Below are 13,544 nucleotides of genomic sequence, written 5' to 3' on the forward strand. Positions count from 1 at the left end.
GCCGTAGGGTGGGCAAACGGCCGTATCGTTTGCCCACGCGGAAACGGGATGCAACCAAACAGACAAGCAATGGTCACGCGGGGAAACCGAACCCGTGGGCGGCAACCAACCCGCCCCGCCCTCAAGATCCCCGAGGCGAGACCCGGCAATGACCCGACAAACGCAGGCGAAATGAAACCCAGACAACACCAGGACAACAGACCCGGGATAACGGGACAAGGCGGCTATTCCCTGGTGGAGGTGCTGGTAGTGCTGGCCATCCTCGGTTTTCTGATCGCCATGACCAGCCCGCGCCTGGCCGGGACCATCGCCCGGGGGCTGGAGATCACCACCCGGACCAACATGGCCCGGCTGGGGAATTTCCTCACCCATGAACTGCAGCAGAACCGCCGCTACCCCACCGGGATGATCAATATTGTCAGCGTGGACGGCGCGGACGGCAGCTACCACAAGCCCATGGTCTCGGACCAGGACCCGGGTACCGGCCCGGAGGTGCTCAGCGAGCGCATGGACCGGCGCCACGGCCTGCGCATCCATTACCTTGATGCGGCGGAGGCCGAGGAGCTGCGCCAGTTGGGGGTCTTGTATGTGTTCAATCTCAATTCCCCTTATGACCGGGACGTGGCGGTGGGCATGCCCCGGATGCAGCCGGTGGAGGTCGGGGTGGCGGTGCTGATGACCGGCGGCGGTTTTGCCGCCGACGGCACTTTTGATCTGGCCGCCGAGGAGGCGGACCGGGCCCATCCCCAGCACCTGTTCCGGATGCTGTTTGGCCTGGGCACGGAGACCTCGCTGGTGCGCGACGGGATGGTATTCAATGCCCCCACCTGTCCGGAGAGCGGTCTGCGGCCGATCAATTACGGGTGGCAGTATTACAGCCTGGTGCTGCCGCGCCTGGCGGCGACCTCGGCACGGTTGGAGGAGGTCGATCCCCTGGGATCCGGCGGGCAGGTCACGGCCTACGCCGTCAGCGGCCGCCACGAGGCCGCGGCCCTGCAGACGGTGATGCGGCGGACGGTGCAGGTGTACCAGCCGCAGCGGCGGGGATTTTTTTCGGTCATGGACGCGGAGGGCGGGATGTGGACCCGGGACGAGCCGCCCACATGGGGGATAGACATCAACGGCAACGGGGCCATTGATTGAGAAGAAACCGGCCGGCGTGCCGGTAGGATGGCGGGGTGAAGGATTATCCGCGTGGGCAGGGGGCGGCCCCGCCGACCATGAGAATCGACCGCGTGGGCGGATAAAAACTCGCCCACCCTACGGCTCGATCTTCTGGCGCGGGACCGTAGGGTGGGTAAACGGCTGTATCGTTTGCCCACGCCGGACCACGATGTGGCATGAACAGACAGATTATGAACACGCAGGACGGATCGACCACGTGGGCGGAAACAAACCAACCCACCCTGCAGGTCTGGACCGGTGGAAAAGACAACCGCGTGGGCGGATAAAGACCCGCCCACCCTACGGCTCCATCCTCTGGCGTGGGACCGTAGGGTGGGTAAACGGCTGTATCGTTTGCCCACGCGGTGGCAAGAAGACCATGGCGGGGGGCGTCCCCGCGCCAGAGACAGAATATTGAGGCAGCAATGAGACGAGCAGCAAGACGACATTTTCACGGCAGCGGGACACCGGGGTTCACCCTGCTTGAGGTGCTGCTGGTGCTCACCATTCTTGGTTTTCTGGGGGCCATGATCTACCCCGCGGTGGGCCTGCTCAACAACCGGGAGCGGGAGCGGATCACCCAGGCCAAGATGGAGGAGATCCGCCGGGCCATTGTCGGCGATCCGGACCGCTTTGACGAGGCCGGCCGGCGCATCATCGGCGGCTATGTCGGCGACATGGGCGAATGGCCGGACCTGTGGGAAGCGCGGGCGGAGATTAAGCCGGGTTTTACCGGCTACGGCTGGGACAACCCCGGCAATATGAGTTCGGGCCTGGGCCAGGGACCGGATTATGCCATGAATCCCGCTAACGTCTATTTTCGCCCCTCGGGTCATTTTGTCAAGGGGCGCTGGCAGTGGCACCGCCCCTTCCGCAAGCTGAGTAACGACACTGTCAACAATTACGACCACATCGGCGGCCTGGCCACGGAGAACGAAGGCCAGCCCCGGGGGTTGTGGACCCGCACTCCTGAGGAACTGCCCACGAATCTGGGCACAGCGCCGGACATTTACTCCGCCCCGGGCGAAGACCTGGGCGACCGCTGGCGGGGGCCTTATCTGCTGCCGCCGGTGAACCACAAACCCGAGGCTGCCAGCCACTATGCCGCCACCGACGCGGAATACGCCCAGCTTGCCCCCACCGCGACCGGTCCCAAGGCCTGGGAGGACGGCGATTATACCGCCCTCGCCGGCGGCGAGCACTTTGACGAGAAGGAAGCCTTCCGTCTGCTCCAGACCGACGACCGACTGGCGGACGGCTGGAACCGGGCCCTGCGCTTTTTCATCACCGACGATCCTGACCAGGACGGAGAAACCATCTTCTGGATCCTCTCCGAGGGGGCCGACGGCAGGGCCACCTACCCGACCAAGGGCGACTGGACCGGCGGCAACTGGATCATCAATGAGGATGACACCATGGCCCGGGAATTTGACCCGGACAACCCCGACCTGGGCGGCTACAACCCCAAGGCTCCGGAAAACCTGGATAATATCATCATGAAGATCCATTCCTCGGAATGGCGGGCGATATTCGCCGAACAGAACCGGCGCAAGCGGCAGCAGACCGAGGTCACCCTGGCCGCCATCCGCCGGGCCCTGGTGGGAACCGACACTCCGGCGGAGGGGGGGTTCAATTCAGGCTTTACCGGCGCGATGTGCCGCTTGCCGAAACTATTCCACTGGCGGCAGGCGGACCTTGTCTGGGATGACGCCACCGACGAGGAACCGCCGGTTCCTTACACCAAGGGCCAGCCCCGGGAACTGTGGACCGCCCGGCCCTATACGGCTGATCCCGCGCACGAGCTGGATCCGCCCGCCTGGGGGACCTGGGGCATAGGCTGGCAGGGCCCGTATCTGCCGCCACCCTTTGGCGCTGGCGAGAAAGAAATCCTCCGCGACGGCTGGGGTCGGGAGATCCTCTTTTTCCGCGACGAAACCAACAACAGCCTGCTGGTGCTCAGCCGGGGCGAGGATGGTCGCTTTGATTTCGGCGACGACCTCGACCCCACCGAGCCCGTGGACGTCACCACCTACGACCCCGCCGACCCCGACGGCTGGAACGCCGACAACCTGGTGCTGCGCATCGACGCCAACCACTGGCAGGGTGCCCGACTGACCCTGCACCTGACCGTGCTCAATGCCACCCCGAATGTGACCAAGGCGATGGTGGCGCGCGGCCTGAACGACAGCGGCGACCCATTGACCGAGATCCTCACCGCGCCGGACGATCTCCCCGATGACTGGCATGTCCCCTCGGCCTTTACCTATGATGCCACCACGGATCCCCCGGCCATAAGCGGCACCCGGCAGCTGGTGATCTGGGACGATACTAACAACAATAATCAGGTCGACTCCGACGAAGACCACATTGTCATTCCCCTGACCCTCCATGTTCACAAGGATCTGGACAACACCTTGCGTTACCTGACCATTGATGCAGACAGCCATTTCCCCCGCGAACCCTGACCAGGGGCGCCCAGTCGCGGCGGTGGGCGCCGGAGAACGATGAGAACAAAAATCACCCTTCCAGATCTGAAACAGCTTGCCGCCCGGGTGCGCCACCTGCCGGCCCTGCTCCAGCCCGGTCGGCGCATGCTGGCGGTGGAGATCGCCGGCAAGTGGATTCTCGCCGCCGTGGCCGAGGCCCGGGGGCGGCGGCTGTCGGTGCGCAATTTCGTTGCCCTGGAGCGCACCAATGCCGGCGATGACCTGCCTGATCCGGTCAACCTCAAGGAGATCATGGAGCGCCTCGACTACCGCACCGGCCCGGTGGTGCTGGTGAGTCCCCTGGCCCGCTCGGTGCAGATCACCATGAACCGGGCCAAGGTCAAGCGGCTGCGTCAGTATCAGCTCCGCGACGCCCTGCGCTGGGAGGTGGAGCCCTACACCGGGGTCAGCGGCACCCAGGCCCTGATCGGCGCGGAAAAGGGTGACCGGGTGGAACACGAGGACCTGATGCTGCTCACCGAGGATGAGGAGGAGATGGATGTCAATGTCTCGGTGATCGAACAGAACGTCTACCGGGCGATGAAGCAGATCTTCCGACGCTCCGGGCTGCGACTGGCACGGATGTATCCGCCGGAGGTCTGTTTCTACATGCCGCTGTTCCAGGATCCGCCGGACAGTGCCCAGGCGGTGTTCGACATCGGCGCCGATTACGCCAACTTCACCATTGTCAAGGGCCGGCGGCCCAAGCAGATCAACACCTATCCCCTGGGCCGGGAGGTGCTGCTGGATCTGATCGAGGGCGGCGAGTCGCCGGAGGCGGAATCATCGCTGGACTTCCTCCTCAAACAGGTGCCCGGCCCCCTGCCCCTGCTGCTCACCGGCATCGGCGCCACCCTGCCCCGGATCATCGCCTACCTCGACGAACGCTGCGAGTACGGGGCCGAGGCCCTGGTGCTGAGCCGCTCCGACAAGCTGGCCGCGGCCAGCCACGAGAGCCTCAACGCCATGTACGCCATTACCGCCGGGGCCGCCCTGCGGGAACTCTCCGGCCCCTCCTGGCGGCTGATCGGTATCACCGACGCCATCCCCCTGCCGGTGCGGATCCGCCAGAGCGGCCATGTGGTGCCCATTGTCGTGGCTCTGCTCCTGGCCGGAAGCCTCTTTGCCCATTACGGCTACATGAAAAACAGCCGGGAGCGCTACCAGGCCCAGACCGCCGAACTGCAGGCCCAGGTCCAGGAACGGCAGCGGCAGCAGGAGGCCTTCAACAGGCTCAAAACCCAGGAAGACGAGCTGCGTCGCGATATCAGCCGGTTCCAGCGCCAGATCGCCTTTCTCCGGGGGGGCTCCGATGACAACCTGATCCATATCATCCAGGTGCTGCGCGCCTTTTTCGAGTTGCCGGCGCAGATGCGCCTGGAGAGCATCCAGCAGACGGAGATGAAATTCCTCCTCCAGGGCAGCGGCGATGATTTCGCGGTGATCGGCGATTTTGCCGTGGCCCTGCAGCAGCATCCCTGGTGTCAGGCGGTCAATATCAAGCTGCTGGAGCACAGGGGCGAGGGCAGCCTCCATTTTCAGATCGAGATGGAAACCATTCCCGGGACCTGAACATTCACCGGGACAAAACAGACCAGGATACCGGACCCCGGGCCGGCAAATGATCGCGGCCAACGCGACCCCGAGACGAAGAAGAGACGAGCATGGCGATGAAAAAACTGACCAAACTGGAATCCTTCGGCCTGATCGCCGTCATCCTGGTAAGCGGCAGCTATTTTTACATGAAAAAGGTCTACGACCCCGAGGCCGAGGCCCTCAAGCGGAGCATCAGCCAGCTCAACTCCACCATTGCCAGCTACAACCGGCTGGGAGCTCCCCCGCACACGATGCAGATCAATCGGCAGATCGAGGAATTACAGGGAGAGCTGGATAACCTGACCGAGGAACTGCTGGAGGCGGGAGGCCGCACCGGCACCGCCGCCGAGGTCACCGAGATGCTGGCCAGCATCAGCACCATGGCCAGAAATCACCACATGACGGTGCTCAAGATCAGTCCGGAACGGGAGGTGCGGGACGAGCTGTTCATCTGGCAAGCGGTCAACGTCCAGCTGCGCGGCCGCTACCAGGATTTCGTCGCCCTGATAGAAAGCCTCAAGGGCATGGCCCAGCCGGTGCAGCTCTCCCGGCTGCGGATTGAACGGGACCCGGGCAACGAGGGCGCGGTCCTGATCACGGCAACTTTATTGGTATAAACGGATGAGAACACACACTATCATGATAACAATGATCATCATCGGGCTGCTGCCGGCTGTCGGCGTGGCAGCCGCAAACGACCGCATCCAGCTGGGACCACCGGTGGTGGTTGACGGCTCTCCGGAAGCCGCGACGACCGCGGCGGTCGAGGGGGAAGAACCATCCAGGGAGGCCACGGCGGCGGAACCGGGGCCTGCCGCAGCGGCGACCAGCGGGGAAGAAGCCGCCCCGGCGGCGAGCGAGCCCCTTGAGCGGGTTGAGGAGGTCGTGGCGGTGAACATCGAAGAACCGCGGCCGATCCTGCTGGATCAGGACGGCACCGTGGCGGCGACGGACCGCGACCCCTTTGCCGATCCGCCGAGCCGCAGAGTGTTTGAGGCCGGATACGGCAAGGTGGTGGACTCCATCAACCTGCAGGGCATCATCCGGGTGGGTGAGCGCCAGGTGGGCCTGTTCGCGGTGGACGGGGGCAGCGGTGGGCGCGACCAGGGCCGCCTGCGCCAGGTCGAGGTGGGCGAGCCCCTGCGCTTTTTCATCGGCGCCACCGAGTACCGCTTTACCGTGGCCCAACTGGAGGAGCGGTCAGCGGTCCTGATCGGAGAGAACAACGAAGACTATAAGGTCTGGCTATGAACAGGGCGCTGTTGTTCGTAGTACTTGCATTGCTGGTCCTGCTCAGCGGCTGCGCCGACAAATCCGTTGAGAGCTGGGTCGAGGACGGCCATCCCTTTGCGCCGCCGCCGGCCGGGACACTCGACCACAGCCGCCTGCCGGCAACCGCGCCCGAGGAGCGGCCCATTGTCCGCATCCTCTCCGGCACCGAGGTTACCGGACCGGAGGAGGCCCTGAGCCTGATGACCACACCGCACCCCCACACCCACACCCTGGGCCTGCGCACCATGGTCGACCAGCTGGCGGTGCGGGAGGTACCGCTCATCCAGGTGGCGGCGACCCTGGCCGAGCTGAGCGGCTACAACATCGCCGTGACCCGGCAGGCCGCCGATATTCCGGTGACCGTATACCTGCGCGACATCCCCCTGCGCCAGGCAATGGAGGCCATCTGCCGCCTCAACGATCTCTGGTACCGGGAGGATGACCGCATCATCACCCTGATGACCACCCGGGAATACGGCGAGGAGATGGTCATCCGCCGCAATGAAAAGAGCCGGGCCTACTGGCTGCGCTACACCAACGCCAACGACATGGCCAAGATCCTCCAGGCGGTGATGAGCACCAAGGTGCAGTTCAACGACATCGGATCGGAAGAGGTCTACGGCCATGTCAGTGAAACCAAGGCCGCCGGCTCCACGATCAGCGGCGGAGGCGACGAGACGGCGGCGGCCTCCTTCAATGTCGAGGAGGTCCGCAGACTGCTGGCCCTCAGCGGTCCCGGGGGACTGGCATCGAGCAACGCCCTGGATCTCAACCTGCAGCTCGAACGGGATGTGCCGGCGGTGATCACGGTGTTCAAGCGCAACAATGCCATCATCGCCCGCTCCCTGGATGAAACCATTCTCGAGGACATCGGCCGGGTGATCGAACTGATGGACACCCCCACCAGCCAGGTGCTGCTGGAGATCTCCATCCTCCAGCTCAACCTGGGCGAGGGTTTTGAGAGTTTTTTTCAGCTCGATGTACCCGGGGCCTATCAGTATGCCTATCCGGACAATATTTTCGATTATGACCCCTCCGGAGCCACGCCGATATTCCGGCCGGATCGGGAGGTCCGCCGCGGCGAGAGCAGCGTCACGGATGCCGAGTGGTCATGGAACCCCCCGGTGCGGGCAACGACCGGGGATGTCGAGGAGGAATTCTACCGCTTCAACTACGGCGGACGGGAAATCCTCTACCCGGTCAAGGCCCTGGGCACCACCATCGGCTCCAGCCTCGGCCTGGCCAATACCACCTTTGATGTCCTGTTCGGCAACCGCAGGATCCAGGCCCGGCTGCAGCTCTATGCCAGCGATAACCGGGCCGAGGTCCTGGCCACCCCCTACCTGATGAGCGCCAACAACTCCCGGGTGGAGTTCTTCGTCGGCGAGGAAGTGCCCCTGCGTGACGATGTGGAGAGCACGGTGCTCTTCAACCAGGAAGGCTTCATTACCACCAATATTTTTGATGTCAAGATCAAACGGGAAGAACTGGGCACCGACATCGGCATCAGCTCCTTTATCAACGAGGATGGCACCATCACCATGGACCTGGAAGCGGAGATTTCCTTTCCCCAGTACGGCATCAGCTCCATCGGGGTGGTGAACACGGTCACCGGCGCGGTGGTCCCCTTCCCTCTGGATGGAGTGGACCGCAGCAAGCTGACCTCGATCATCACCGCCGCCTCGGGCCAGACCATCGCCATCGGCGGCATCATCCGCGAACGGCTGGAGGAGTATGAAAAGAAGGTGCCCATATTGGGCGACATTCCCCTGTTTGGTTTCTTTTTCAAGGAGGTCAACGACAAGCGGGCCAAGATCGAGACCGTGATTCTCATCACCCCGCACATCATCACCCACCCGGCCCTGGCCGGGCGGACCAGCCGCGACTTCCTTGAACGGCGCAGCTCCCACCCGCGGATCACCCGCGATCAGGAGACCCTGCTCGACTATCCCACGGTGGAAAACACCACCGGTCTTTCAACCCCTCCGGAACCCGATGCAAGCCCTGACAATGTCCCAGCAGAGCAGCGCTAAACCCCCTTCCATGGAGGATCTGCTCCTCCTCACCCGGGATCTGGAGGCCACGGACCTGCACATGAGCGGGCACATGCCGCCGGCCTTCCGCATCAAGGGGCAGATCACCCCCTACAACTGCCCCGCGTATTCGCCGGCGGAGGTGGAGGGGCTGCTGGCCGAGATCATGGCCAGCCGCCACCACGACCTGCTGCGGCAGAATTTTTCCGTGGATCTGGGACTGCACAAGCCGGGCATCGGCCGCTTCCGGGTAGTGATCTATTACCAGCGGGGCTGCATGTCGGCCGCCATCCGGCTGCTGGCCGACGGCATGCCCAGCTTCGCCGATCTCGGTCTGCCGCAAAGCCTGGCCCAGCTGCCGAGCTTCCGCGACGGGCTGGTGCTGGTCACCGGGGCCACCGGTTCGGGTAAATCCACCACCCTGGCCACCATCATCGACGAGATCAACCGCACCAGCTGCCGCAACATCATCACCATTGAGGACCCCATCGAGTACGAGCACGCCAACCTCCGCAGCATCATCTTTCAGCGGGAGCTGCATACCGACGTGACCTCCTTTGCCGATGCCATCCGCGATGCCCTGCGCCAGGATCCCGACGTCATCCTGGTGGGCGAGATGCGCGACCCGGAGACCATCCGCACGGCCATCACCGCCGCCGAGACCGGTCACCTGGTGCTCTCCACCCTCCACTCGCGGGACGCCACCAGCTCCATCAACCGTATTGTCGGCACCTTCCCCGCCGGGGAACAGAACCAGATCCGCCAGCAGCTCTCCACCTCCCTGCGCACCGTGGTGTCGCAGCGGCTGCTGGCCAATTCCTCCGGCAGCGGCCGGGTACCGGCGGTGGAGATCATGTTCATCAATACCGGTATTGCCAACCTGATCCGCAACGGCAAGGACGAGATGGTCTACTCCTCCATCGAAACCGGGCTCAAGGAGGGCATGCAGACCATGGAGCAGTCCCTCATCCGCCTGGTGTACGAGGGCAGAATCACCGTGGACACGGCCCTGTCGGCGGCGCGGCGGCCGGATCTGCTCCGGAAGCGGCTGACCACGCTGCGGCGATAAGGGGGAAGAGCATGCCCAGGCAACGTTTCGGTGAATACCTGATCCAGCAGAAAGTCCTCGGTAAGGAAGCGGTCTCCGCCATCCTCGACGAGCAGCGCATTGTCCAGGATCCCTTTGGCCAGCTGGCGGTACGCCGGGGCTATATCGGCGAGGAGGATCTGGTCCATCATCTGTCCGGCTTCCTCGGCATTCCCCTGTTCAACCCGGAGACCGTGACCCCGGAGCCGGCCCTGACCGGCAAGATCCCCAGAAAACTGGCCCTCAAGCTGGGGATCTTCCCCGCCGGCCTGGGGCCGGGGGGAGAACTGGTCTGCGCCTGCGCCGGGGCCATCAATATCGCCGCCCTCCAGTCGGTGAGCCGGCTGGTCAACCGGACCGTGGCCCTGCAGCTGGTGACCAACAGCCGGCTGCGGCGGATGCAGAGCGATCTGTACAGCCGCCAGTTCGACACCTCCATCCGCATCAGCAGCGTGGCCGGGGTCGATGATGATGTCCATCTGATTTCCGAGCTGCTGGAAAAGCTGCTCCTGCGGGCCCTGAACATGGAGGCCTCGGATATCCACATCGAACCGACCCTCAGGGATCTGGTGATCCGCATCCGGGTGGACGGGATGCTGGTGGTGGCCGAGTCCCTGCCCGTCTCCCTGGCCAACAAGCTCATCACCCGGGTCAAGGTGCTGTCGCGGCTGGACATCGCCGAAAAACGAATGCCCCAGGACGGGGCCTTCTTTTTCAAACCCGAACGCCTCGATGTGGACATCGAGGGCACCAATATCCGTACTTCGATCCTGCCGGTGGTCTACGGGGAGAAGGCGGTCATGCGCATCCTGCCGCCGCATGACGCCGCCATCGATCTGGAGGCCATCGGCATGCGGTCGGACACCCTGGAACTGTTCCGGCGCATCGTCACCACGCCCTACGGTATTGTCCTGGTCACCGGTCCCACCGGCAGCGGTAAATCCACCACCCTGTACTCGGTGCTGCGGATGCTGCGCAGCGACACGGTCAACGTCACCACCCTGGAAGATCCGGTGGAAGTGAAGATGGGGGGCAACATCAATCAGACCCAGATCGATCCGGGCCCGAAGATCTCCTTTGCCGGGGCCCTGCGGGCCATCCTCCGCCAGGACCCGGACATCATCATGGTGGGCGAGATCCGCGACGGCGATACGGTGCGGGTGGCCCTGCAGGCCGCCATCACCGGTCACCTGGTGCTCTCCACCCTGCACACCAACGACGCGCCCTCGGCCTTCACCCGCCTGCTGGACATGGGGGCCGAGCCTTTTCTGGTGGCCAACTCGATCCGCGGGGTGCTCGCCCAGCGCCTGGTGCGGCGGGTCTGCACCGAATGCAGCCTCCTGGAGCCGGTTTCCGCCGGCGAACTGCGGATGCTCGGCCTGCCGGAGGACGAGCATTTCGAGGTCCGCCGGGGCAGCGGCTGCGAGGCCTGCGGCAATAAAGGCTATCGGGGCCGCAGCGGCATCTTCGAGCTGCTGCCCGTGGATGGGGGCATCGAAAAGATGGTGGCGGACCGCGCGCCCACCGAACAAATCCGCGAGTACGCGCTCCGCCATCTCAATTTCCGCACCCTGCGCCAGGAAGGCATCCTCAGAATACGCCAGGGGCTGACCACCCCCGAGGAAGTGATGCGGGTCACCATGGGTTGACGCGGAGCAAGCAAGCATGCCTATTTATACCTATACAGCCATCGACAACAAAGGCGCCATGAGTCGCTCCACCATGGTGGCCGCCGATCCGTCCGCCGTGGCCGCTTCCATTCTCGCCAAGGGAATGACCCCCATGGCCATCAGCGAGGTCGAGGAAGGCGGGGTTGATTTCAACCGGCTGCTGCGCAGTATCGGGGTGATCCGCCTGCGGGAGGTGGTGCTTTTTCTGCGGATGATGGCGGCACTCATCGGTTCGGGCATCACCATTACCGAGGCCATCGCCGTGCTCCACGAGCAGACCATCAACCGCAAGTTCAAATTCATCCTCGGCGAGGTGAAAATGCTCATCGAGGGCGGGGTCTCGTTCAGCGATGCCCTCAGCCGTTACCCCCGGGTCTTTCCCGAGATCGTGGTCAACATGATCCGGGCCGGCGAGGCGGGCGGCATTCTCGAGCGGGTGCTCTTAGACCTGGTCGAGTACCTGGAAAAACGGGCGGCCCTGAAAAAATTACTGCTGCGCAGCTTCCTCTATCCCTCTGTTGTCCTGGTGGTGGCCATCGGGGTGGTGGTCTTTCTGGTCACCTTTGTCATCCCCAGATTTTCGGAACTGCTCCAGGGCTCAAGGCTGCCGTGGAACACCCAGCTGATGCTCGATCTCTCCGCTTTCCTGATCACCAACGGCAAGACCATCGTCATGTCGGTGATGGCCACGGTGGCGGTGACCGTGCTGCTGTTCGTGATCCGGGAGACCCGACATTACATCGACCTGTACAAGGTGTTCATGCCGGTGCTCGGCCTCATCTCCCGTCTGGGCACCATTGTCCAGTTCGCCCGTACCCTGGGCTCGCTGCTGGCCAGCGGCATTCCCCTGGTGGAAGCGCTCACCATCACCCAACCCACCCTGGGCAATCAGGCGGCGAAAAACGCCATCGACAAGGCGATTGAAAAGGTGGCGGCGGGTGAACAGTTGTCGGTGGTGCTGGCGGGGACCGGCATCTTCACCAGTCTGATGATCTCCCTGGTCCGCATCGGCGAGCAATCCGGCAACCTGGAAAAGCAGGTCCTGCTGGTGGCGGAGATCTATGAACAGCAGTTGGAGGATCGCATCAAGCTGATGACGTTACTGATCGAACCGATGCTGATCATCTTTCTCGGCGGGTTGGTTGGTTTCGTGGCCTGGGCCCTGGTGGCCGGGATGCTGACCATGTATCAAAGCTGAACAATACCGACAAAGGCAGTGCCGGTGCAAGGCAGGGCACATGGCTACCGGATACAGGCAGAAGGCATGGGCCGCCTGACCTGAAAACCAGAACCGATGACCAACACAACAGCCGGGCCAACCCGGCGGTCGTCATCCATATCCGATCAACAAAGGAGAACAACCCATGAAACACCTGATTGCGGCCCTGTGCTGCACCCTGGCGCTGAGCGCCTGCTCCGGCGGCCAATCCGAAGACGGCAACGTCCTGGCCCGCTTTGATGGCGGCGTGATCACCAGCGAGGACGTCAGCGCCCGACTGCAGAGCATGCAGCGCAACACCCGTTTCCGCGACACCCCCGAGCTGCTCACCCCCGAGTTCGCTTTTGAGCATGTCCTCAACATGGAGATGATCATTGCCAAGGGCAAGGCTGAACAACTGCACCGTGACCCGCATATCCGCAATGCCCTCCATGAGCACATGAGTAGTCTCTTTCTCAAACTGATGGAAAACGACCTGATCACCACCATCGATCGGGACGCCATCACCGAAGAAGAGCTGCTGGCCTTTTACGAGGAGCACCTGAACCTGTACCAGGAACATGCCCGCTACACCCTGCGCGCCTTCAGTGTCGCTCCGGAACAAATTGAGGCAGCCACAGCCGCCCTGCGCGAGGAAGAACTGTCCTTTGCGGAGGCGGCGGAACGCTATGCCGCGAAGGAAGAGGAACGCACCAGCGGCGGCATGACCGGCACCCGCACCCTGCAGCGTTTTCAGCCTTCCTGGCAGCCAATCGTGGAACACCTGGTGGTCGGCGAGATTGCCGGCCCGGAGGTCATCGACGACACCACCTACTTTCTGCTCCTGGAAAGCAAGACCGAGGCCCGGCAGCACAGCTTCGAGGACAGGAAAAGCTACATCAGAAACGATGTCCTCTACAACCGTTACCGGGATCAGTGGCGGCAGGTCTATGAAGACTTGCGCGAGCAATTCCAGGTCCGCATCGATGAAGCCAGGCTGGCTGAATTTTACGAGAACGCGGCCGCGGGGAGGTGAGC

10 protein-coding genes are annotated in these 13,544 nt (G+C 63.6%); all 10 read left to right on the forward strand.

The window, feature by feature from the left end:
- Positions 1-171 precede the first annotated feature (171 nt).
- The 10 genes from JWG43_RS05760 to JWG43_RS05805 all read left to right on the forward strand — a co-directional run bounded on the left by JWG43_RS05760 (position 172) and on the right by JWG43_RS05805 (position 13,542).
- Positions 172-1,143 carry a type II secretion system protein gene (locus JWG43_RS05760; RefSeq protein WP_205241872.1) on the forward strand — a complete coding sequence of 324 codons (972 nt, stop codon included), beginning with the start codon at positions 172-174 and terminating at the stop codon, positions 1,141-1,143.
- A gap of 446 nt (positions 1,144-1,589) precedes the next feature.
- Entirely contained in the window at positions 1,590-3,629 is a 2,040-nt protein-coding gene (locus JWG43_RS05765) for a prepilin-type N-terminal cleavage/methylation domain-containing protein (protein ID WP_205241873.1), read from the forward strand.
- A gap of 39 nt (positions 3,630-3,668) precedes the next feature.
- Positions 3,669-5,222, forward strand: a complete 1,554-nt coding sequence (locus JWG43_RS05770) for a PilN domain-containing protein (protein WP_205241874.1) — start codon at positions 3,669-3,671, stop codon at positions 5,220-5,222.
- A gap of 92 nt (positions 5,223-5,314) precedes the next feature.
- On the forward strand, positions 5,315-5,863 hold the full coding sequence (gene pilO, locus JWG43_RS05775) for a type 4a pilus biogenesis protein PilO (protein ID WP_205241875.1): 549 nt from the start codon (positions 5,315-5,317) through the stop codon (positions 5,861-5,863).
- Between the two features lie 4 nt (positions 5,864-5,867).
- The gene (locus tag JWG43_RS05780; protein ID WP_205241876.1) at positions 5,868-6,497 is read left to right on the forward strand and encodes a hypothetical protein; all 630 of its coding nucleotides are present in this window, start codon (positions 5,868-5,870) and stop codon (positions 6,495-6,497) included.
- Positions 6,494-8,551 (forward strand): type II secretion system protein GspD, encoded by a 2,058-nt coding sequence (locus JWG43_RS05785; protein ID WP_205241877.1) that lies wholly within the window; start codon positions 6,494-6,496, stop codon positions 8,549-8,551. The genes JWG43_RS05780 and JWG43_RS05785 overlap by 4 nt, the downstream gene beginning before the upstream one ends.
- A complete protein-coding gene (locus JWG43_RS05790) occupies positions 8,514-9,620 on the forward strand; it encodes a type IV pilus twitching motility protein PilT (protein ID WP_205241878.1) in 1,107 nt (368 codons plus the stop codon). The genes JWG43_RS05785 and JWG43_RS05790 overlap by 38 nt, the downstream gene beginning before the upstream one ends.
- 11 nt (positions 9,621-9,631) lie before the next feature.
- Positions 9,632-11,287, forward strand: coding sequence for a GspE/PulE family protein (locus JWG43_RS05795; protein ID WP_205241879.1), 1,656 nt, complete (start codon positions 9,632-9,634; stop codon positions 11,285-11,287).
- A gap of 16 nt (positions 11,288-11,303) precedes the next feature.
- Positions 11,304-12,506, forward strand: coding sequence for a type II secretion system F family protein (locus JWG43_RS05800; protein WP_205241880.1), 1,203 nt, complete (start codon positions 11,304-11,306; stop codon positions 12,504-12,506).
- A gap of 166 nt (positions 12,507-12,672) precedes the next feature.
- Positions 12,673-13,542, forward strand: coding sequence for a peptidylprolyl isomerase (locus JWG43_RS05805; RefSeq protein WP_205241881.1), 870 nt, complete (start codon positions 12,673-12,675; stop codon positions 13,540-13,542).
- The last annotated feature ends 2 nt before the right edge of the window (positions 13,543-13,544 follow it).

The sequence above is a fragment of the Desulfobulbus alkaliphilus genome (assembly GCF_016918545.1).
GTDB lineage: Bacteria > Desulfobacterota > Desulfobulbia > Desulfobulbales > Desulfobulbaceae > Desulfobulbus > Desulfobulbus alkaliphilus.